Below are 21,109 nucleotides of genomic sequence, written 5' to 3' on the forward strand. Positions count from 1 at the left end.
TTTGAAGCCTTCCCTGATCGCCTAACCCGTCCGGGGCGCCAAAACCATCCTAAAATGGCATGGCTGCGAGGCGCGGGCCGGCCGGCCGACCCCCGCGGCGCACGAACCGGTCCTGCAACGTTGCCGAAAGTTTGGGTCCGGACCAACCGATTTTTACGGTGTACCCGCCGGCGTGGCATCCCGGCCTTGAAGAAACCAGAATGGTATTGTGAGAAGCAGGCTGGATCGCCATTTGCATGGCGGCTCCCAGCCCCACCGAACCGCGAAGCAAAAAGGCCAGCCTATCCATGCGGAAAACCCTGCTGTTTCCACTGGGCGCGCTCACCGGAGCGTGTCTGACCCTTTTGGTAGCCAGTCCGCACGGCGGCGTATGGGCGGCACGGGCGGCAGCGAGCGCGGATGACGCCTATTCCAAGCTCAATCTGTTCGGCGAAGTGTTCGAGCGGGTGAAGGCGAGCTATGTCGAGAAGCCTGACAATGCCAAGCTGATCGAAGGCGCGATCACCGGCATGGTGACCTCGCTCGATCCGCACTCGCGCTACATGAACGACAAGGCCTGGACCGAGATGCAGGAGACCACCTCCGGCGAGTTCGGCGGGCTCGGCATCGAGGTCACGATGGAGGAGGGGCTGGTCAAGGTCGTCTCGCCGATCGACGACACGCCGGCATCCAAGGCCGGCATCATGTCGGGCGACCTCATCAGCAAGATCGACGGCGATGCCGTGCAGGGCATGACGCTCGAGCAGGCCGTCAACAAGATGAAGGGGCCGGTCGAGACCCAGACCAAGCTCACGATCGTGCGCAAGGGCGCCGACGCCCCGCTCGACGTCGCGATCAAGCGCGAGATCATCCATGTGCGTCCCGTGCGCTTCCACGTCGAGAACGGGGATATCGGCTATATCCGCGTCACCTCGTTCAACGAGCAGACCACCGATGGCCTGAAGAAGGCGATCGCATCGATCACCAAGGAGGTTCCGCCGGAGAAGCTGGTAGGCTACGTGATGGACCTGCGCAACAATCCGGGCGGATTGCTCGACCAGGCCGTGTCGGTGTCGAGCGCGTTCCTGCAGCGTGGCGAGGTCGTCTCGACCCGCGGCCGCAATCCGGAAGAGACCCAGCGCTTTACCGCCCATGGTGGCGACCTCACCAAGGGCAAGCCGCTGGTGGTTCTCGTCAACGGCGGCTCCGCCTCAGCCTCGGAAATCGTGGCCGGCGCGCTGCATGACCACAAGCGCGCGACGCTGATCGGCACGCGCTCGTTCGGCAAGGGCTCGGTGCAGACCATCATTCCGCTCGGCACCGGCAACGGCGCGCTGGCGCTGACCACGGCGCGCTACTACACGCCCTCGGGCCGCTCGATCCAGGCCCAGGGCATCGCGCCCGACATCGAGATCCTCCAAGACGTGCCGCCCGAGCTGAAGGGCCGGATGGACACCATGGCGGAGTCCCAGATGCGCGGTCATCTCCAGGCAGCCGACGGCACCGAGCAGACCGGGTCGCAGTCCTATGTCCCACCGGAAGCGAAAGACGACAAGGCCCTGCATACGGCCTACGACTTCCTGCACGGCCAAACCGCGAATGCGGTCGCCGCCAAGCCGGCGTCGAAGGCTGCGGTGCCGAACTAGGCGCTCGCGACGGTAAGGTGTTGATCGCCCGGGAGCGGATAGCCGTTCCCGGGCGAACTTGTTTCGGGACGCTGTGTCAGCTCGGGTTCATGGCCGCGAAGGTGGCCTCGTAGCAGCCATCGCGCTCGGCCCAGCGGCGGGCGCGGTCGCGCTCGACCAGACCGCGCCGCTGGACCCGCAACTCCAGCAATTGCATGACCTCCGCGACACCCTGCGTCGTGTGTATCGAGGAGAGCTTCTGGGAATGCCGCTGCGCCGACCACGAGGTCGAACTAGCTTGCCTCGCGGCGCCGGCCTTCCTCGCCATTACGCCGGGCGAGACGGCTGCGATGAGCTGCGAACAGCTCCAGCACCTTGTCGGCGGGCTTTGCGGCGCTGAACAGATAACCCTGCATCTCGGAGCAGCCGAGCGCGCGCAGCAACCGCTGCTGCTCCTCGGTCTCGACGCCCTCGGCCGTGGTGGTCATGCGGCGGGCGGCCGCGAGATTGACGAGCGCCTGCACGATGCTGGCGGAGCCGTCGGGGCCGGCGATGTCGTTGACGAAGCAGCGGTCGATCTTGATCTTGTCGAACGGGAAGCGGTGCAGATAGCTTAGCGAGGAGTAGCCGGTGCCGAAATCGTCCAGCGCGATGCGGACGCCGATGGCGCGGAGTTGATGCAGGATCGCAAGCGCCGTGTCGTAGTCGCGGATCAGCACCGCCTCGGTGATTTCGAGCTCGAGCCGGCTCGCCGACAAATTGGAGGCGGCAAGCGCCGCCATGATCTTCAGCGCCAGCGTGCCGCTCTTGAATTGCACCGGCGAGACGTTGACGGCGAGGCGGATGTCGTCGGGCCAGTTCGCCGCGTCCCGGCAGGCGGTCGCCAGCACCCATTCGCCGATCTCGTTGATCAGGCCGGTGTCCTCGGCGATCGGAATGAACTCGGCCGGCGAGACCATGCCGCGCTCGGGATGGCGCCAGCGCACCAGCGCCTCGCAGCCGGTGATGCGGTCGTCCTTCAGGCTGAGGCAGGGCTGGTAATACACCTCGAGGCCGCCTTCGCGTCCGCCTTGGGCGATGGCGTGGCGCAGGGCGATCTCGAGCTGCCGCCGCTCGTGGATCTTGGCGTCCATCTCCGGCTCGAAAAAACGGTAGGTGCGGCGCCCGGCGGCTTTGGCGGCGTACATCGCCATATCCGCGTTCTTCAGGATCTGGTCCAGCGCCGTTCCATGTTGCGGCGCCAGCGCGATGCCGATGCTGGCGTCGGTGGCAAGATGATGTCCCATGCAGTCGAACGGCGCGCGGATGGCCTCAAACACCCGCGCGACGAGTTCGTTGACCTGATCCAGCGATGTCACCGCGCTCTGGACGATGGCAAATTCGTCGCCGCCGAGGCGCGCCACGAAGTCCGCCGGCCCCGCACAGCGGTGGAGGCTCTGCGCGACCGACTTCAGGAGCTCGTCGCCGACGAGATGCCCGAGCGCGTCGTTGACGCCCTTGAACTCGTCGATGTCGATGTAGTGCACCGCGAGTTGTTCGCCGCCGGCGACGAGATCGAGTTCCTGACGCAGATGCTCGTGGAACATGGTGCGGTTGGGCAGGTCGGTCAGTGCGTCGTAATGAGCGAGATGGGTGATGCGCTCCTCGATACGCCGGCGCTCCGTGATGTCCTCATGCGTCGCCACCCAGCCGCCATCCGTGAGCGGTTCGTTCACGATCTGGATCGAGCGACCGTCGGAGGTCTCGACCACCATGGAATTGCGCACGTGGACGTCGCGCAGGACCCGTGCGACATACTGGTCCGCATCGCCGGTGAACGAGCCGGTGGCTTTGCGGTGTGCAATGATGTCGTGAAAGCTGCAGCCGGGTCTCACGATTTCGGCCGACAGCCCGTACATCTCGATGTAGCGCTGATTGCAGATCACGAGCTGCTGCGAGGCGTCGAACAGCAGCAGGCCCTGGGTCATGTTGTTGACGGCGCGGTCGAGACGCTGCTTTTCCAGCGTCAGCCGTTCCCGCGAAAGACGATGCTGCTCCAGGAGCTTGCGAACGATCGCGATCAACACGCCCGCGATGGCGAGCGCAGAAGAGGCCGCGACCGAGATCAGGATGCCGATCTGCTCGCGCCAGTCCGTCAGGGCCGTCGCGCGCGTCGTGGTGGCCATCATCAGGATCGGGAAGTGAGGCAGGGCATGTGAGGAAATCAGCCGGTCCTCGCCGTCGACGGGGCTCATGAAGCGGCCGGTAAAATGGTCGAGCCCGAAAACCCTTTGATGCGCGAACGGACCGTTCTTGAAATTCCGTCCCATCAATTCACTGGAATGGGGATAACGGGCGAGCATCATGCCGTCCCGGTGCAGCATCGAGATCGTCGTGCTTTCGCCGAGCACGGCGGACTCGAAGAATTTTTCGAAGTTTGCCGGCTCAATGCCGCGTCCGACCACACCCATGAATTCGCCGTTCGGTCCGACGACCTTGCGCACGATCAGGATGGTCCATGCGCCGGAGATGCGACTGTAGAGTGGCTCGATCAGGACGTCGGGAGCGTCGGGATCGTACCGGAAGGTCTGGAAATAGGCGCGATCGGCAACGTTCACGTTCGGGGCCGGCCATGCCGCCGACGAATTGATCAAATTGCCTTCGGCATCGATGATATTGACGCCGCCCATGTAGGGCAGTGCCTCGATCTTCGAACGCAGCATCCGGTGGAGGTCCTGGCCGGCGAGGCGCTTGCGATAGTCCGCCGCACTGGTGATGCCGCTTGCGCGGACGTAGTCGACGAAATCCTTCTGGATGACCGCGAAATCCTGCAATTGCTGGTCGAAATGATGGGCCAGCATCAGCACGGTGTTTTCCAGCTCGCGCCCGGAGCTGCGCAGCGCACGTTCGCGGAAATTCTGCGCCATCAGCGTCGCGCCGACGGCGATCGCAGCGATCAACAGCGTGCCGCCCACCACCAGCCAGCGGATCGGTCCGCTGCGCACGAAGGCCTGGTCAAAAAGGCGACTGCCGAATCCCGTCATCATGATCGATCGTTGTCGTGCACACGCCAGGGTCAATTCTTGGCCCCGGAAACATCCGTTGGTTTACGGGAACGGAGTGGAGGCGAAGTTAGCAAGCTGGGTTAATGGGCCGTGAAGGGACCCTCGCAAAAGCAATCAATATGCGATCGAGTATGGGCTGATTGCGCTCGCGATCGTCGCCGTGGTGGACGGCCTGGGCAGCAAGCTCAGTTCAAAATTCGGGTCGATCAGCGCGTCGTTGAAGTAGCAGCCGCAATCAGACGCGGTAATGGCCGGACTTGCCGCCGAGCTTCTCGACCAGATGGATGCCTTCGATGCGCACGCCGCGCTCCACCGCCTTGATCATGTCGTAGATGGTGAGGCAGGCGACCGAGACGGCGGTGAGCGCTTCCATCTCGACGCCGGTCGGGCCCGTGACCTTCACGCTGGCGCGGACGAGGCAGCCCGGCAGCGTTGCGTCTGGCTCGATCTCGACCGTCACCTTCGACAGCGCGAGCGGATGGCAGAGCGGGATCAGCTCCGCGGTGCGCTTGGCGGCCATGATGCCGGCGATGCGGGCGGTGCCGAGCACGTCGCCCTTCTTGGCGTTGCCGGACACGATCAGGTCAAGCGTCGCCCTGGTCATGACGACGCGTCCTTCCGCGACCGCGAGCCGCTCGCTGGCGGGCTTGTCCGACACGTCAACCATCCGCGCCTCGCCGGAGGCGCCGATATGGGTGAGGGCAGGGCCGGTCTTGGTGTTGGACTGGGTCTTGGACTCGGACTTGGCTGGTTTCGTCGCGGTCGGCTTGCGGGCCATGTCAGCGCGTGCCCGTCGCGCGCGCCGTCGTCTCGCGCGCCAGCAATGTGCGCGTCGCAGCGGTAACATCGGCTTGCCGCATCAGGCTCTCGCCGACCAGGAAGGTCGACATGCCGACGCGCTCGAGCCGGGCGAGATCGGCGGGCGTGAAGATGCCGCTCTCGCCGACCATCAACCGGTCGCCGGGGATCAGCGGCGCCAATGTTTCGCTGGTCGCAAGCGTGGTTTCGAAGGTGCGCAGATTGCGGTTGTTGACGCCGATCATCGGCGAACGCAGCTTCAGCGCGCGGTCAAGCTCGACGCGGTCGTGGATCTCGATCAGCACGTCCATGCCGTGGGCGATGGCGGCATCCTCGAGCTCTTTTGCCGCGGCATCATCGAGCGCCGCCATGATGATCAGGATGCAGTCGGCGCCGTGCGCCCGGGCCTCCGCCACCTGATAGATGTCGAACATGAAATCCTTGCGCAGCACCGGCAGTGACGTTGCCGCGCGGGCCGCCACCATGAAGTCGAGATGGCCCTGGAACGAGGGCGTGTCCGTCAGCACGGACAGGCAGGCAGCGCCGCCGGCCTCATAGGCCCTGGCCAACAGCGGCGGATCGAAATCGGCGCGGATCAGGCCCTTTGACGGCGACGCCTTCTTGACCTCCGCGATCAGCGCGTAGTCGCCATTGGCGTGCTTGGCCTTGATCGCGCGCAGGAAGCCGCGCGGTGCTGCTTGCGCCTTGGCCTTCGCCTCTACCGCCGACAGCGGCTGCGCGCGCTTGGCCGCAGCGATTTCTTCGCGCTTGTAGGCTTCGATCTTGGTCAAGATGTCCGACATGTCAGGCTCAGCCGTTCGAGACCGCGATCAAATGTTTCAGCCGCGCGCGCGCCGCGCCGCTGTCGAGCGATTTTGCGCCGATCACGACACCTTCCTTGAGATTCCTGGCACGCCCCGCTACGACCAATGCGGCAGCGGCGTTGATCAACGCGACGTCACGATAGGGGCTCGGCTTGCCGTCGAGCACGCCCTGCAAGGCGATAGCGTTGGCGTCGGCGTCGCCGCCTTTGAGCGCACCGGCCTCGCAGCACGGCAGGCCCGCGTCCTCCGGCGTCACCTCGAAATTCCGGATCTCGCCATTGTGGAGCGCGGAGACGAAGGTCGGGCCGGTGAGGGTGATTTCGTCGAGGCCGTCGGAACCGTGCACGACCCAGGCGGATTCGGAGCCGAGGTTCTTGAGCACTTGCGCCAGCGGCTGCACCCATTGCCGGGAGAACACGCCGACCATCTGCCGTTTCACACCGGCCGGATTGGACAACGGACCGAGCAGGTTGAAGATCGTGCGTGTCGCAAGCTCCACCCGGGTCGGGCCGACGTTCTTCATGGCGGGATGATGGGCGGGCGCGAACATGAAGCCGATGCCGCATTCGCGTATGCAGCGGCCGACCTGTTCGGGCCTCAGATCGATCTTCACCCCCAGCGAAGCCAGCACGTCGGCAGCGCCCGAACGCGACGATAGCGCGCGGTTGCCGTGCTTGGCCACCGGCAGACCGGCGCCCGAAACGATGAAGGAGGCACAGGTCGAGACATTGACCGAGCCGGAGCCGTCGCCGCCGGTGCCGACAATGTCGACGGCGTCCGCGGGCGCATCGACCGTGAGCATCTTGGAGCGCATGGCCGAGACCGCGCCGGTGATCTCGTCCACGGTCTCGCCGCGCACCCGCAGCGCCATCAGGAGGCCGCCCATTTGCGAGGGCGTAGCCTCGCCGGACATCACGGCGTCGAAGGCGGAAGCCGCTTCGTCACGCGACAGGCTGGCGCCGGTCGCCACTTTTCCAATGATCGATTTCAGGTCGTCCATCGCGTGCTTTCAACTCACTGGTTCGCGCCGGTCACCTGCGCGAAGGCGGCCTGATTAATCGTGGTCCCGATGTCGGTTTCAAGCTTGTTGACGTAGGACGCGACCTGCTCCTCGGTCTGCGCGCGGTCGAGACTGTCCTTCAGCTTCTTGACCGCATCGGAAGCGGCATCGACGGTGGGATCGATGATCTCGGTAACGCGGAACACGATCACCTCGGTGCCGCCGGTCACTGCCGTCTGCCCGACGCCGTCCTTGGCGACGCGGAAGGCGGCCGACACGACGGCCGCGGGCACGCTGGCGGGCGAGTCGTCCCGCTTGAAGCCGGTGGCGGTCTCGACCTTGGCGCCGATCGCGGCTGCTTCGTCGGCGAGCTTGCCGCCAGATTCGAGCTTCTGCACCATCTCGGTCGCCTTGGCCTTCAGCTTGGTCGCGATCTGGTCCTGGCGCCAGCGCACCTCGACCTGGTCGCGAACCTCGTCGAGATTGCGGTCGCGCGAGGGCGTGATGGCAAGCACGTCGTACCAGACATAGCCGCCCTTGAACGAGATCGAGTCGTTGTCGACGCCGACATCGGTGTTAAAGGCCTGCGACACCACGTCGAGGCCCTGCGGAATGCCGGAGACCGGCTGGCCGCTCGGCGCGCGGCCGGAACGGTCGACGGCGTCGATGGTCACGGCGGTGAGGCCGAGCTTCTGCGCCGCGTCGATCACGCTGGCACCGCCGCCGCGCTCGTCTTCCATCTTGTCGCGGAGATCGGCGACCTTGACGCGCGCACGCTCGGTGGCGATCTCGCGCTTGATGTCGGCGGCAACGCTCGCGTAGTTCGCCTCAGTGCCCGGCTCGATCTTTTCGACCTTGACGATCGACGTGCCGAGACGGCCCTGGATCGGCTGGCTGATTTCACCGGCGGGAAGCGCGAAGACAGCGTCTCCAACTGCGGGATCGAGCGAGGATTTGGTCACGAGCCCGAGATCGACGTCAGACGCGCTCAGTCCGCGCTCCTTGCCGAGGTCCTCGAACGACGTCCCGCTGGTGAGCCGCTCGCGTGCGGCCTGTGCCTCGGCGGCGTTGGGGAATACGATCTGCTGGATTTGGCGCTTCTCCGGCGTGCCGAGCCGGTCCTTGCGCTGGTCGAATGCTTTCTTGGCGTCCTCGTCCGACACCTCGCTCCACTTGCCGATCTCCTCCGGCGAGACCACGACGAACGCGATCTTGCGATATTCGGGCGCGCGGAACTGGACCTTGTGATCCTCGAAATAGGCGGCGAGCGCCTCCGGCGATGGCGCGTCGATGGTGCCTGCCTGGGCTGCGTCGAGCCTGACGAATTCAATGGCGCGCTGCTCGTTCTGGAAGCGCGTCAGCACGTCGAGCATCGCCTTCGGCGGCTCGAGGCCGGCACCGATCGTGCCGGTGATCTGCCGACGCAGTGAGACCTTGCGCTGCTCCGAAACGTAGCGCTGCTCGGTATAGCCGAAATTGCGGATCACGGACTGAAAGCGGTTCGAATCGAAGTTGCCGCCGACGCCCTTGAAGTTCGGGTCGTTCATGATGAGCTGGCGGATCTGGTCGTCGGACTGGCCGAGCCCGAGCCGGCGCGCCTCTTCGTCGAGGGCGGCTTCCGCGATCGTCTGCTGGAGCACCTGACGGTCGAGGCCGAAGGCGCGCGCCTGCTCAGGCGACAGCGGCCGGCCGAACTGGCGGCTGATCTGCTGGAGGCGATCAGTGTAAATCTGGCGGAACTCGTTCAACGAAATCTCGGTGCCGCCGACCTTGGCCACGGTGGATTGCCCAAAACCCTTGAAGATGTCGGCAATGCCCCAAACGCCGAAACTGATGATCAGCACGCCCATCACAATGGCCATAATGGTCTTGCCGAGCCAGTTTGATGAGGCCTTGCGCATTCCTCGAAGCATTTGGTCCAACTTGTTTGGCAGGAGGGGAACGGGAGCGCGTCTTAATGCAGATTCCGCAAAAGCGCGTCACCAAATTGATCAATCATCATAAAGTGGTGGCTTTCCCCCCGCAACCTGGGGTCTAGCGGGCTTTCGATCCCTGCGGTTAAAAGCCCCTGGTCTCTGGAACTGCCACGGGACCTCTGCTAGCGCATGAACAAACCAAATTTTGCTGGAATTTGACATGACCGATGCCATCCGCCCCCTGATCGCCGGCAACTGGAAAATGAACGGCCTCAAGGCCTCGACTGCCGAATTCGACGCCATGCTCAATGGCGCGGCAGAGGTGGCCGGCAAAGCCGAGCTGCTGGTTTGCCCGCCGGCGACCCTGATCGCTGTCTTTGCCGAGAAGGCACGCGGCAAGAAGGTCGCGGTGGGGGCCCAGGATTGCCACCCCAAAGCCTCGGGCGCCCATACCGGCGACATCGCCGCCGAAATGCTAGCGGATTCGGGTGCGACCGCCGTCATCGTCGGCCATTCCGAGCGCCGCGCCGACCATGGCGAGGGCGAAGCCCTGATCCGGCAGAAGGCTGAGGCCGCCTGGCGCGCCGGGGTGACGGCGATCGTCTGTATCGGAGAGACGCAGGGCCAGCGCGATGCGGGCCAGACCCTGGATATCCTGCTCGGCCAGCTCACCGGCTCGCTGCCGGATGGCTCGACCTCCGCCAATCTGGTCGTGGCCTATGAGCCGGTCTGGGCGATCGGCACCGGCCTGACCCCGACGTCTCGGGATGTCGAGCAGATTCATGGCTTTATCCGGGAATTCCTGACCTCCAGGTTCAAGGCTGACGGCGCCGGGATGCGCATTCTCTATGGCGGCTCGGTCAAGCCCTCGAACGCGGCCGAGCTGATGGCCGTGAAGAACGTCAATGGCGCGCTGGTCGGCGGGGCCAGTCTGAAGGCGGCCGATTTCCTTGCGATTGCGCAGGGCTGCCCTATTTAGGCAGGGCCGTCCCTGGCTGGTTCAAACCACTGGTCCGGGGCTGATCGGGGGTGGCAATGCCCCGTCCGATCGTGTAACACCGCGCAACTTCAGGAAAACCCCGCGAAGCACGATTGGCCGCCGTCTCGGCGCTGTCGGCTTGTGACGGAAGGACACTATGCAGACCGTTGTCATCGTCATTCACCTCATGATCGTCACCGTTATGATCGGCGCCGTCCTGCTCCAGAAGTCGGAAGGCGGGGGCCTCGGCATGGGAGGCGGCGCAGGCTTCATGTCGAGCCGCGGCACGGCGAACCTTCTGACGCGGACCACCGCGATTCTGGCCGTCGGCTTCTTCCTCACCAGCCTGTTCCTGTCCTGGTATGCCGGCTACGACCGCAAGCCGTCGTCGATCATCGGTGCGCCGGCGTCGCAGACACAGCCGGCCGGTGGCGGACCGATCGCGCCGCCGACCTCGGGTGGCATCCTGGATTCGCTGAAGAAGGCCGACGAGCAGCAGCAGGCTCCGGCACCGAGCGGCCCGCAGGTACCGCGTTCGCAATAAAACAGGGGGGCCATGCAGGGCGGCTTCTACCGTCCTGGATCAACAATCCCTATCAAGGCTCTGTCACCACTCTCAGTTCTGGCTCACCCACAGCCCCGCAAAATGTTTGGGGCGGAATACGAATCGCTTTGGCGAATCGAATTCGAGGGATTAGAGGTTAAGCCCCATGGCGCGGTACATATTCATCACCGGCGGCGTGGTTTCTTCGCTCGGCAAGGGTCTGGCTTCAGCGGCACTCGGTGCCCTGTTGCAAGCTCGGGGCTACAAGGTCCGCCTCCGCAAGCTTGACCCCTATCTCAATCTCGATCCCGGAACGATGTCGCCGTATCAGCACGGCGAAGTGTTCGTGACCGATGACGGCGCGGAGACCGACCTCGATCTCGGTCACTATGAGCGCTTCACCGGGCGGCCGGCGACCAAGGCCGACAACATCACGACCGGGCGCATTTATCAGGACATCATCTCCAAGGAGCGGCGCGGCGATTATCTCGGCGCGACCATCCAGGTGGTTCCGCATGTCACCAACGCCATCAAGGATTTCGTCCTCGACGGCAACGACGATTACGACTTCGTGCTGGTCGAGATCGGTGGCACCGTCGGCGACATCGAGGGCCTGCCGTTCTTCGAGGCGATCCGCCAGCTCAAGAACGAGTTGCCGCGCGATCACGCCATCTACATTCATTTGACGCTGCTGCCTTACATCCCGAGCGCCGGTGAGCTGAAGACAAAGCCGACGCAGCACTCCGTCAAGGAGCTGCGCTCGATCGGCATCCAGCCGGACATCCTGCTCTGCCGTACCGATCGCGAGATCCCGAAGGAGGAACGGCGCAAGCTCGGGCTGTTCTGTAACGTGCGCGAGAGCGCCGTCATCGAGGCGCGCGACGCCGACAGCATCTACGCTGTCCCTCAGGCTTACCATGCGGCAGGCCTCGACGACGAAGTGCTTGCCGCCTTCGGCATCGGCTCGCGGATTCCGCCGGAGCTGCGGAGCTGGCAGCAGATCAACGAGCGCATCCGCAATCCCGAGGGCAACGTCACCATCGCCATCGTCGGTAAGTATACCGGCATGAAGGATGCGTATAAGTCGCTGATCGAGGCGCTCTCCCATGGCGGCATCGCCAACAAGGTGAAGGTCAATCTCGACTGGATCGAAAGCGAGATCTTCGAGAAGGAAGATCCCGCGCCGTTCCTCGAGCACGTCAACGGCATTCTGGTGCCCGGCGGCTTCGGCCAGCGCGGCGCCGAAGGCAAGATCCGCGCGGCGCAGTTCGCGCGCGAGCGCGACGTGCCGTATTTCGGCATCTGCTTCGGCATGCAGATGGCGGTGATCGAGGCAGCTCGGAATCTCGTCGGGATCGAGGAGGCCAACTCCACCGAGTTCGGCCCGACCAAGGAGCCCTTGGTCGGCCTGATGACGGAATGGCTGCGCGGCAACGAGCTCGAGAAGCGCACCAACGCCGGCGATCTCGGCGGCACGATGCGCTTGGGCGCCTATCCCGCGGCGCTCAATCGCGGCAGCCGCGTTTCGGAAGTCTATGGCGGCGCGACCGAGATTTCCGAGCGCCACCGCCATCGCTACGAGGTCAACACCGCCTATAAGGATCGCCTCGAGCAGCACGGGCTGAAATTCTCGGGCCTGTCGCCCGACGGCGTGCTGCCGGAGATCGTCGAGTACGAGGATCACCCCTGGTTCATCGGCGTCCAGTTCCATCCGGAACTGAAGTCGCGACCGTTCGAGCCGCATCCGCTGTTCGCGTCGTTCATTCGCGCGGCAATGGTTCAGAGCCGCCTGGTGTAATCGCTCAGCGCGTGGCGGTGCAGTCACCTGCAAGATGCATCGGCTCCGGCGCGGCCGGCATTGACGTATCAGGCGCAAGCGATCCCGTGACGAGCTTCATCTGCGGCCGTCGCGTCAGCTTGTAGACGGCGGCCGGCGGCACGTTCAGCAGGGCACGATCCACCAGCTTTGCGCGCAAGCCCAGCCGGTCGAGCACGGGCCGCGGGATCGGACAACTCATGCCGTAGGTGAACTGGTAGAAGGCGCCGCCGGGGCGGACATGACTGAACGCGCCACCGACGATCGAGACCACCTTGCGCGTCGACATGTTGAGCAGCGGCAGGCCGCTCACGACCGCGCCGACGGGCGCGCCGTCATAGAGGCGCTCCGTTGCGAGCCGCCCTGCATCCATCCACAAGACGCGCGCGTTCGGAAAACGCATCTGGAGCACCTTCATGAAGTCGGAGCCGTATTCGATCAGCGTGAGGTCCTGCTGGCGCACGCCGCGTTTGAGCAGCTTGTAGGTGAACGCGCCGGTGCCGGGGCCGAGCTCGAGAACAGGGCCGGTCGATGCGGTGATCTCGCGGGTGATGAGATCGGCCAGCGCCGCGCCTGACGGCGCGATCGCGCCGACGCGGCGCGGGGCTGACATCCATGACAGGAAGAACGGGAGGAAATCGTTGGGCATGCGCACTCCGGCATCTTGGTTGCGCCTCGCAGGTCAGAGGTGAGGCGGCCGAACAATCGCTTGAGTGCATTGCGACAGCATTGCGTGCCGCCTGTCGATTGCGTCAATTCTCCCGGACGGGCGGCAGTGACATCCTGAAGCACGCGCCGCCGATCGCTGTGTCCGCGACCGAGATGTGGCCGCCATGCAGGAGCACGATCTCGCGCACCATGTTGAGACCGAGGCCGGCACCGCGATCGAGCGGTGTCAGCCGGTAGAACGGTTCGAATATCTGTTCGCGCTGATCGGCCGGAATGCCGGCGCCTTCGTCCGTGACCTCGATGCTCGCGGGCCTGCTGACACGAATGCCTATGGTGCCGCGGCGCGGGCCGTGCTGGATCGCATTCTGCACAAGGTTGGTCAGCGCGCGCTCCAGCGCCGCCGCATCGCCGATCGTTTCGACCGGCGTGGAGGGGGCGTCGAGCGCCAACTCGTAGCCGGCGGCAATGGCCAGCGGCGCAAGATCTGCGGCCGCGCTTTGCGCGATTGCGACGAGGTCAACGCGCGTGAAGGGATGGCCGCAGCGGTCGAGCCTTTGAATGTCCAGCAGCTGCTCGGCAAGCGTTGCCAGGCGCGCGGAATCCTCCAGCAACCGGGTCTTGTCCGGCCCCGCTGGAAGCGACTCCAGCCGCGTGTTCAGGATCGCGATCGGTGTGCGCAACTCGTGTGCGGCATCGGCGACGAAGCGCTTGTGGCGGGCATAGCCCTGGTCTAGCCGCGCCAGCGCGTCGTTGACAGCGGTCACGAGCGGCACGACCTCCAGCGGAATCCGATCCAGCGACAGCCGGGCGCCGCGTTGATGGATGTCGATGCGCCGCGCCTGGTCCGCCGTCGCATCGAGCGCCTCGAAGGCGCCCCGCACGATCATCGGCGTCGCAATGAATGTCGCCGTTCCCATGAGGAGCAGGCCGGGCAGGGCGATGCCGAGCAATGCAAGCGATGTCATGAACAACGCCTTGGCGCCGGTGAGCCTGCCTTGCGTCGCCGTGATGATTTGCACATTGCCGGCGTCGGTGTCGACCCGCTTCAGCCGCGCCGGGGGCTTGCGCGGATCGTCCTCGAACAGCTGCCAGCCGAGCCGGGCCTGGCTGATCTGGTCGAGGCCGCTGCCGATGGCGGCGAATTCGGCCGGCACGGGGCCTTCGCTGAGCGAATGTCCCTGCCTGTCGCGGACCAGGAACCAGAGATCGGGGGTCTCGCTGCGCAATTGCTTCAGTTCGGTCGTCGACCGCAGGACCAGGTCGCCTTGCGCGTCGCGTCCGAGCGCGCGCTGGAAGATATCGATCACGCGATCTTCGTCGCGTCCGGCGATCACGAATCCCGACGCGCTCAATGCCCCGACGACGACGGCAACGAGCGCCGTGAGCAGCACCGCCTGGAGCGACAGCAGGCGCAAGCTCAGCCGCGAGCGCAGACAATAGGGTTCGTGGTGCTTGCTCATGGCAGCTTCTTCAGGAGATAGCCGACGCCGCGGATGCCGTGGATCTCCACGCGCGCATCGGCTTCCGAGAGTTTGCGGCGCAGGCGCGACACATGCGTATCGAGCGCATTCGACTGGATCTCGTCGTCGAAACTGTAGACGACTTCTTCCAGCGCGGAGCGCAGCACGGTCCGGCCCATGCGGCGGACCAGGGCTTCCAGCACGAGGAGCTCGCGTCGCGGCAGCTCGAGCGGAGCCCCGTCGATGCTTGCCTCGCGATGGCCGAAATCGAAGGCGAGGCGGCCGGCGTGCATGATGTCGGGATGCAGCCCGGCGGGCCGGCGCAGCACGGCGCGCAGCCGCGCCAGCAATTCCTCCACCGCGAACGGCTTTGACAGATAATCATCCGCCCCGCAGTCCAGTCCGGCGACCCGGTCGGCGAGTTCGCCGCGCGCCGTCAACACGATGATCGGCACGCCGTCGGCGCGCGCCCTGAGTTTCGGGATCAGGGTGAGACCGTCGCCATCGGGAAGCTGGCGATCGAGCAGGACGGCGGCGTGGACGTCGGCAGAAATGGCCTCTTCCGCCTCGGCAAGCGTCGGGGCGTGGTCCACGACCATGTCGTAGCGCTTCAGCGCCGACACCAGCGCGTCGGCCATTTCGGCCTCGTCCTCGACGAGCAAAATCCGCATGATCCGCACCTCAACCTCAATCGCGCCATTCTAGCGGCCGTATCATTGCGGCAGCATTGCGGGAACCGGCTCTCGATGAAGCGGCTTGAGCGGCTCTAGCCATGCACGGAACGCTACCGGGGCGGCCGAGCGGGCCTCAAGACACCGTCGGGGCCGGCCGTTATAACCGCCGGACCTGATCAGGGAGGAATACGAATGATCTACGAAATGCGCATCTATCGCTGCGTGCCCGGCCGCCTGCCGGCACTGCTCAAGCGGTTCGAGACCGTCACGCTGAAGGTGTGGGAAAAGCACGGCATCAAGCAGGCCGGGTTCTTCACGACCCTGATCGGTGAATCCAACCAGGAGCTGACCTATTTCCTGGCCTGGGAGTCGCTCGCCGAGCGCGAGAAGAAGTGGGCCGCCTTCATGACCGATCCGGACTGGATGAAAGGGCGCGCCGAGAGCGAGGCGGACGGCCAGATCGTCGGCAACATCGTCAGCCAGATCCTGGCGCCGACCGCCTTCTCGTCGGTGAAGTAGAGACGGCCGGCGCGAGGGCGTCGCGGGGAGCCTGGGCGCAACCCTGATATTCTGGGAGCCCAGGCCGAATGGGGTTGATCCGCCCTTCATCGCGGCTATGGTCGCGCCGAAACGAGGGATTTGCCTTGAGCTCTTCGACGTCAGCGGCTCCGGTCGTCACCATTGGCAAGGTCAAATTCGGCAATGATCTGCCGATCTCGATCATTGCCGGGCCGTGTCAGCTCGAAAGCCGCCAGCATGCGCTGGAGGTGGCCTCCGCGCTGAAGGAGATCGCCGCGCGGCTGCAGATCGGCCTCGTCTACAAGACCTCATTCGACAAGGCCAATCGCACCAGCGCGTCGGCCGCGCGTGGCCTCGGACTTGCACAATCGCTGCCGATCTTCGCCGAAATCCGATCGTCGCTCGGCCTGCCGGTCCTGACCGACGTGCATGACGCCGGGCAGTGTGCCGAGGTGGCGCAGGCGGTGGACGTGCTGCAGATTCCCGCCTTCCTATGTCGCCAGACCGATCTGCTGCTGGCGGCGGCCGCAACCGGCAAGGTCGTCAACGTCAAGAAGGGTCAGTTTCTTGCGCCCTGGGACATGGCCAACGTCGTGTCCAAGATCACGAGCGCGAACAATCCCAACGTGCTCGTCACCGAACGCGGCGCGTCCTTCGGCTACAACACCCTGGTCTCCGACATGCGCGCGCTGCCGATCCTGGCGCGCACCACCGGCGCCCCCGTGATCTTCGACGCGACTCATTCGGTGCAACAGCCGGGCGGGAAGGGGACGTCTTCCGGAGGCGAGCGCGAATTCGTGCCGGTGCTCGCACGCGCAGCCGTCGCCGTCGGTGTTGCCGGTATCTTCATCGAGACCCATCCCGATCCTGACAGCGCGCCGTCCGACGGACCCAACATGGTGCCGCTGCGCGAGTTCGAAGGGCTGATCCGAAGGCTGATGGCGTTCGACGCGCTCGCCAAGGATTCGACCAAAGCCGACCCGCGCTGATGCAGCAAGGCGAGGCGCGGGCGCACGATCACGGCCTGCCGGCCGCGCTTTACGTCATCTCCGGTGCAAGCTTCGCCGCGGCGCTCTCCGCGCGCGCGCTCGATCCGGTGCTGCCGCACGTCGCGGAGGACTTTGGCGTCAGCATCGCGACCGCTGCCGGTTTTGCCGCGGTGTTCGCCTTCACCTTCTCGATCATCCAGCCGATCGTCGGCGCCGCCGCCGATCTGTTCGGCAAGACGCGGCTGATGATCGGCTGCCTCGCGCTGCTCGGCCTTGCCAACATCCTGGGGGCGCTCTCGAGCTCATTCTCGGTTCTGTTCGCGACCCGTATCCTCGCCGGTATCGGCTCCGGCGGCGTGTTTCCGGTGGCGCTCAGCCTGACCAGCGATCTCGTCGGTCCGGAGAAGCGCCAGGTCGCGATCAGCCGCACGCTCGCCGGCGCGATGACGGGCAATCTCCTCGGCGCCTCGGCCTCCGGCCTGATCGGCGATTTCCTCGGCTGGCGCGGCGTGCTGGCGGTGCTCGGCGCGCTGGTGATCGTTGCCTCGATCGCGGTCGCCGCCGGTTTTCGTGGCGCCAAGGTCAAGCATCCGCCGAAGACGAGCCTGTCGGCGCTGAAGGCGGGCTATCGCACCATCTTCACCAACCCGAACGCCTATGTCTGTTATGCGGCGGTGTTCATCGAAGGCTGCTGCGTGCTCGGCCTGTTTCCCTACATCGCTTCGTTCCTGTTCGAGCTCGGTCAGACCTCGCTCTCGATCGCGGGCATCGTCATCGCGGGCTTTGCGGTCGGCGGCTTGTTCTACACGCTGACGGTGTCGCGCCTGCTGCCATGGCTGGGCATGAAGGGAATGATGATCGCGGGCATGACGCTGGTGGCTTCGCAGCTCGTTGCCGTCGGCTTCGGCCTGCGCTGGGAAGTGCAGGCGTTCAATCTCATCGTGATGGGATGGGGCTTCTACATCGCCCATGGCTGCCTTCAGATGTTTGCCAGCGAACTCTCGGTCGAGGCGCGCGCAACCGCGTTGTCGCTGCATTCGTTCTTCTTCTTCATGGGGCAGACGGTGGGGCCGCTCGCCTATGGACTTGGCCTCCAGCATGGCGGCAAGATGCCGACCCTGTTCGCGAGCGCCGCGATCATGGTCGCGCTGGGCTTCGCCTGTGCGCGGCTGTTGAAACAGCGGGCGCCATCGGATGCAGTCGCCTAAAAGATGTCTAGCGCCTGACGCGGCGTATCGTCATTTAGAACCTCCTTTCCTCAGTTTTTGCTTCATCTGGGAAAGCATCTTGGGGCCCCCCGCCGATAGTCTCTCGGCAATCGCACCAAGATCCGGATCAGCATTACGATATTTGCTGCCCCATAAGCCAAGCTCGGCGAGGACAGGCAGCAGATCAATGCCCGCCTCCGTAAGGCGATAAATCGCCTTCAGTTTATGCGTGGGGTCGTCATGACGGGTAAGGACGCCGCCTTCTTGCAGCGTTTGAAGCCGCTCCGCAAGCGTCCGCGATGATATCGTTTCATCGGACTGCAGAAATTCCCGGAAGTGCTGTTTCCCCGCGAAAACGATGTCACGCACAATCAGCAGCGTCCAGCGATCGCCGAGCAACTCCAGCGACAGACTGATTGGGCAACCTGATCGCTGTCTTCCCGACATCCGTAGTTCCCTTTGTAAATCGATTTACTATTGACATCATTCGAGGCTGGCGTCAATGCTTCCAAATGTAAACCAATCACAAAGTCTCAATGCTGGAGGAGTGGTGGAAAATGCCCGCAGATATCCATCAGGTTGCAAGCGGCGGCTTTTACATATTTCAGAAGGTGACAGAGCTCCTGGGCAGGAAACTGCGCAAAGACGTGACTTATCGATCTGTCCCGCTCGATGACGCCCGCAGCAGCATGATCGCAAACAGGATATCAGCCAGCTTCACGGAAGCGTTGATCGAAACTCCAGCGAGCTTCAATCGCCAAGAGCGATGGGCACTCGACACGCCAACTTCAGAAAACACAACTCGAACGACCTTCAAACAATGGGCTGCTGAATCGTTCGCAGCTTCGATCCTTGCATGATTCGAGAGAATAGACCGATGCGAAAACTTATCCTTCAGATGCAGGTGTCAGCCGATGGCTTTGTCGGCTCCTACGGAACGGTAAATTGGCAGCTATGGGGTTGGGGTGACAACAACTTTTGGGATGATGAACTGAAGCGCGATTTCAATGCTCACTTCGAGCGCATCGACACGATTCTTCTCAGTCGGAAGATGCTGAATGAAGGGTATCTACGGCATTGGGAGAACGCAGCGAACCGCTACCCAACTGAGCCATTCTACGCGTTCGCTAAGCGTATCACAGAAATGAGCAAAATGGTTCCGACGAATAAGCCAACGGAGCCGGCGTGGGAACGAACCACGCTTGTCAGCGGAGATTTGCACGAGGTGGTCGGCGCCTTAAAGAGCCAACGAGGGCGCGACATTGGCGTGTTCGGTGGCGCGGGGTTTGCCGCGGCGCTGATCGAACAAGGTCTCGTTGACGAGTTTCAATTCTACGTCAACCCGGCGGTATTGGGTGACGGCGTCAGGATCTTCGCGGCGTCGGGGTTCAGGAAGCTAAAATTACTCGAGGCCAAGGCTTATTCGAGCGGCATGGTTGTTAGCCGCTATACCTCGTCCCCCGAGCGAGCAAATCTTCGCGGTCGAGACCGAACGCGGTGAGTCAGAAACGGTCTCTTCAAGCTCAGCCCCGGCCGCGATAGGGCGCGACGCCCTGCTCGGGCACCCACAATCCCTTCGGCGCGCGGCCCGTCTGCCAGAACACGTCGATTGGAATGCCGCCGCGCGGATACCAATAGCCCCCGATGCGCAGGAACTTCGGCTTGATCTCGCTCGCGATGCGCTTGCCGATCATCACGGTGCAGTCCTCGTGGAAGGCGCCGTGATTGCGGAAGCTCGCGATGTAGAGCTTGAGCGACTTCGACTCCAGCAACCATTGGCCGGGGGCGTAGTCGATCATCAGATGTGCGAAATCCGGTTGTCCCGTGACCGGGCAGAGCGAGGTGAATTCCGGCACGGTGAAGCGTACCAGATAGTCCGTGCCCTTTTGCGGGTTCGGCACGCGGTCGAGCTGCGCTTCTTCCGGTGTGTGCGGCCATTCGACCGCGCGGCCCAGCTGAAGGGATTTCTTCGCCATTGTCGTCACATCCTGTTCCGCGTGCCGGGATGGACGCAAATGCCGCTGTCGTCAACCGGCGGCGACCGTCTGGATCATGACGATCCGGTCGTTGCCGGATTCGCAGCCCCAGAGCACGCCCGGCCTCCCGTCGAGCTGGCGCACATTGGCGTTAGCCTTGTCGCTGGCGAACACGTTGAAGCGCTCGGTGGCGGGATCGAAGCGGACGATGGCGTTGGCGGAGAAATCGGTCAGCCAGACTTTGTCCTTGTCATCGACATAGACCGCGTAGGTGCGGGGACGCTCGCCGGGCAGCTTCCAGGTCTTCCAGGAGGCTTCCGCGGGATCGTGCACCGAGACGTGGCCACTGTTCCACTCGCTGACCCAGATCCGACTTTTCGAATCCGACCAAACCCGTCGCGAACCTTGGCTCGGCGTCGGCGGCTCGACCACACTGGCGCTGCCCGTCGCCGGATCGATCCTGGCAATATAGCTGCCGGCAAGCGAGGCATACCAGACGTCGCCCTTGGGCGTGACGGTGATTCCGTAGGGGCCGACGCCCTTGGGCGCCCTGAACACGTCCATCCCGCCCGCGTTCGGCTTGAGGCGGCCGTAATAGCCGGACTGGCCGGTGAACCAATAGGTGCCGTCCTTGTCGAACACGCCGGTGTTGAGATTGGCGTAGGCGAACTTCTCGGGCAGGCGGAACAGGGTGACCTTGAGGTCGGAAGGATCGACGCGGGCGATCGCATTCTGGCCGCCCTCGGTGATCCAGGGCGCGCCGTCGGGGCCGATGGTCACGCCGTGCGGGGCGGCGCCCTGGCCGAGGCTGACCGTCTTATGGCTGCCATCCTTCGGATCGAGCCTGCCGAGCAGGCCCTTGCCCTGGGCCGTAAACCAGACCGTGCCATCGGGAGCGGGAGCGAGGTCGTGCAGACCGATGCCGGAGCTAATGGGATAGTATTTTGTCCGGAACGGGCCTTCCTGCGCAAAACTCGGGCGCGTCGCGAGGAGGGCGATGCTCGAGGCAAGAAACTGGCGGCGATTCATGGCGTTACCCCGACCGTTTCAGATTGAGGTTTTGCGGCAGACCAGATGCGGTCAACCTTA

At 64.4% G+C, this 21,109-nt stretch carries 21 protein-coding genes; 10 read left to right on the forward strand and 11 right to left on the reverse strand.

Going from position 1 to position 21,109, the window contains the following annotated elements:
* Positions 1 to 287: 287 nt before the first annotated feature.
* The gene (locus tag IVB07_RS18315) at positions 288 to 1,625 is read left to right on the forward strand and encodes a S41 family peptidase (RefSeq protein ID WP_026233497.1); all 1,338 of its coding nucleotides are present in this window, start codon (positions 288 to 290) and stop codon (positions 1,623 to 1,625) included.
* Positions 1,626 to 1,897: 272 nt separating this feature from the next.
* Here IVB07_RS18315 and IVB07_RS18320 read toward each other — a convergent pair whose 3' ends face one another.
* Positions 1,898 to 4,630: an EAL domain-containing protein gene (locus IVB07_RS18320; RefSeq protein WP_247767769.1), complete on the reverse strand. Its 2,733-nt coding sequence runs from the start codon at positions 4,628 to 4,630 to the stop codon at positions 1,898 to 1,900.
* A 142-nt stretch (positions 4,631 to 4,772) separates the two neighbouring features.
* Between IVB07_RS18320 and IVB07_RS18325 the strand changes: the two genes are divergently transcribed.
* Complete coding sequence (locus IVB07_RS18325; protein WP_247336957.1) at positions 4,773 to 4,874, forward strand: Flp family type IVb pilin; 102 nt, start codon at positions 4,773 to 4,775, stop codon at positions 4,872 to 4,874.
* Positions 4,875 to 4,883: 9 nt separating this feature from the next.
* On the opposite strand, the gene moaC is transcribed toward IVB07_RS18325, so the two are convergent.
* From moaC to IVB07_RS18345, 4 genes are read right to left on the reverse strand one after another with little or no spacing between them, the layout of a single operon-like run.
* A complete protein-coding gene (gene moaC, locus IVB07_RS18330) occupies positions 4,884 to 5,426 on the reverse strand; it encodes a cyclic pyranopterin monophosphate synthase MoaC (protein WP_018458079.1) in 543 nt (180 codons plus the stop codon).
* 1 nt (position 5,427) lies between these two features.
* The gene (gene trpC, locus IVB07_RS18335; RefSeq protein WP_204511310.1) at positions 5,428 to 6,249 is read right to left on the reverse strand and encodes an indole-3-glycerol phosphate synthase TrpC; all 822 of its coding nucleotides are present in this window, start codon (positions 6,247 to 6,249) and stop codon (positions 5,428 to 5,430) included.
* Between the two features lie 7 nt (positions 6,250 to 6,256).
* Entirely contained in the window at positions 6,257 to 7,270 is a 1,014-nt protein-coding gene (gene trpD / locus IVB07_RS18340) for an anthranilate phosphoribosyltransferase (RefSeq protein ID WP_247336787.1), read from the reverse strand.
* Between the two features lie 14 nt (positions 7,271 to 7,284).
* Positions 7,285 to 9,183: a peptidylprolyl isomerase gene (locus IVB07_RS18345; RefSeq protein WP_247336783.1), complete on the reverse strand. Its 1,899-nt coding sequence runs from the start codon at positions 9,181 to 9,183 to the stop codon at positions 7,285 to 7,287.
* Positions 9,184 to 9,406: 223 nt separating this feature from the next.
* Here IVB07_RS18345 and tpiA point away from each other — a divergent pair, with 223 nt between their 5' ends.
* From tpiA to IVB07_RS18360, 3 genes are all read left to right on the forward strand, one after another.
* A complete protein-coding gene (tpiA, locus tag IVB07_RS18350) occupies positions 9,407 to 10,165 on the forward strand; it encodes a triose-phosphate isomerase (protein ID WP_247362719.1) in 759 nt (252 codons plus the stop codon).
* Between the two features lie 157 nt (positions 10,166 to 10,322).
* Positions 10,323 to 10,709: a preprotein translocase subunit SecG gene (gene secG, locus IVB07_RS18355; protein WP_007590603.1), complete on the forward strand. Its 387-nt coding sequence runs from the start codon at positions 10,323 to 10,325 to the stop codon at positions 10,707 to 10,709.
* 166 nt (positions 10,710 to 10,875) lie between these two features.
* Positions 10,876 to 12,507 carry a CTP synthase gene (locus IVB07_RS18360; RefSeq protein WP_007590604.1) on the forward strand — a complete coding sequence of 544 codons (1,632 nt, stop codon included), beginning with the start codon at positions 10,876 to 10,878 and terminating at the stop codon, positions 12,505 to 12,507.
* Between the two features lie 4 nt (positions 12,508 to 12,511).
* Here IVB07_RS18360 and IVB07_RS18365 read toward each other — a convergent pair whose 3' ends face one another.
* The 3 genes from IVB07_RS18365 to IVB07_RS18375 all read right to left on the reverse strand — a co-directional run bounded on the left by IVB07_RS18365 (position 12,512) and on the right by IVB07_RS18375 (position 15,325).
* Positions 12,512 to 13,174, reverse strand: coding sequence for an rRNA adenine N-6-methyltransferase family protein (locus tag IVB07_RS18365; RefSeq protein WP_247767770.1), 663 nt, complete (start codon positions 13,172 to 13,174; stop codon positions 12,512 to 12,514).
* 103 nt (positions 13,175 to 13,277) lie between these two features.
* Positions 13,278 to 14,654 carry a HAMP domain-containing sensor histidine kinase gene (locus IVB07_RS18370; protein ID WP_247336776.1) on the reverse strand — a complete coding sequence of 459 codons (1,377 nt, stop codon included), beginning with the start codon at positions 14,652 to 14,654 and terminating at the stop codon, positions 13,278 to 13,280.
* Positions 14,651 to 15,325 carry a response regulator transcription factor gene (locus IVB07_RS18375; RefSeq protein ID WP_247362721.1) on the reverse strand — a complete coding sequence of 225 codons (675 nt, stop codon included), beginning with the start codon at positions 15,323 to 15,325 and terminating at the stop codon, positions 14,651 to 14,653. Before IVB07_RS18375 ends, IVB07_RS18370 begins: the two co-directional genes overlap by 4 nt.
* Before the next feature lie 195 nt (positions 15,326 to 15,520).
* Here IVB07_RS18375 and IVB07_RS18380 point away from each other — a divergent pair, with 195 nt between their 5' ends.
* From IVB07_RS18380 to IVB07_RS18390, 3 genes are all read left to right on the forward strand, one after another.
* A complete protein-coding gene (locus IVB07_RS18380) occupies positions 15,521 to 15,847 on the forward strand; it encodes an NIPSNAP family protein (protein WP_247336773.1) in 327 nt (108 codons plus the stop codon).
* 125 nt (positions 15,848 to 15,972) lie between these two features.
* Positions 15,973 to 16,836, forward strand: a complete 864-nt coding sequence (gene kdsA, locus IVB07_RS18385) for a 3-deoxy-8-phosphooctulonate synthase (RefSeq protein ID WP_018458071.1) — start codon at positions 15,973 to 15,975, stop codon at positions 16,834 to 16,836.
* Positions 16,836 to 18,044: an MFS transporter gene (locus tag IVB07_RS18390; protein WP_085353232.1), complete on the forward strand. Its 1,209-nt coding sequence runs from the start codon at positions 16,836 to 16,838 to the stop codon at positions 18,042 to 18,044. The genes kdsA and IVB07_RS18390 overlap by 1 nt, the downstream gene beginning before the upstream one ends.
* 30 nt (positions 18,045 to 18,074) lie before the next feature.
* Here IVB07_RS18390 and IVB07_RS18395 read toward each other — a convergent pair whose 3' ends face one another.
* Positions 18,075 to 18,491: a helix-turn-helix domain-containing protein gene (locus tag IVB07_RS18395; protein ID WP_085395042.1), complete on the reverse strand. Its 417-nt coding sequence runs from the start codon at positions 18,489 to 18,491 to the stop codon at positions 18,075 to 18,077.
* A 110-nt stretch (positions 18,492 to 18,601) separates the two neighbouring features.
* Here IVB07_RS18395 and IVB07_RS18400 point away from each other — a divergent pair, with 110 nt between their 5' ends.
* Together IVB07_RS18400 and IVB07_RS18405 are read left to right on the forward strand one after the other, a co-directional pair.
* Complete coding sequence (locus tag IVB07_RS18400; RefSeq protein ID WP_247336770.1) at positions 18,602 to 18,904, forward strand: hypothetical protein; 303 nt, start codon at positions 18,602 to 18,604, stop codon at positions 18,902 to 18,904.
* Between the two features lie 17 nt (positions 18,905 to 18,921).
* Complete coding sequence (locus tag IVB07_RS18405) at positions 18,922 to 19,545, forward strand: dihydrofolate reductase family protein (RefSeq protein ID WP_085395044.1); 624 nt, start codon at positions 18,922 to 18,924, stop codon at positions 19,543 to 19,545.
* Between the two features lie 22 nt (positions 19,546 to 19,567).
* On the opposite strand, the gene queF is transcribed toward IVB07_RS18405, so the two are convergent.
* Positions 19,568 to 20,020, reverse strand: coding sequence for a preQ(1) synthase (gene queF / locus IVB07_RS18410; RefSeq protein ID WP_018458066.1), 453 nt, complete (start codon positions 20,018 to 20,020; stop codon positions 19,568 to 19,570).
* A gap of 51 nt (positions 20,021 to 20,071) precedes the next feature.
* The gene (locus IVB07_RS18415) at positions 20,072 to 21,049 is read right to left on the reverse strand and encodes a lyase (RefSeq protein WP_247336767.1); all 978 of its coding nucleotides are present in this window, start codon (positions 21,047 to 21,049) and stop codon (positions 20,072 to 20,074) included.
* Positions 21,050 to 21,109 lie beyond the last annotated feature (60 nt).

Origin of the sequence: Bradyrhizobium sp. 172 (assembly GCF_023101065.1) — a bacterium.
GTDB classification, from domain to species: Bacteria; Pseudomonadota; Alphaproteobacteria; order Rhizobiales; family Xanthobacteraceae; genus Bradyrhizobium; species Bradyrhizobium canariense_D.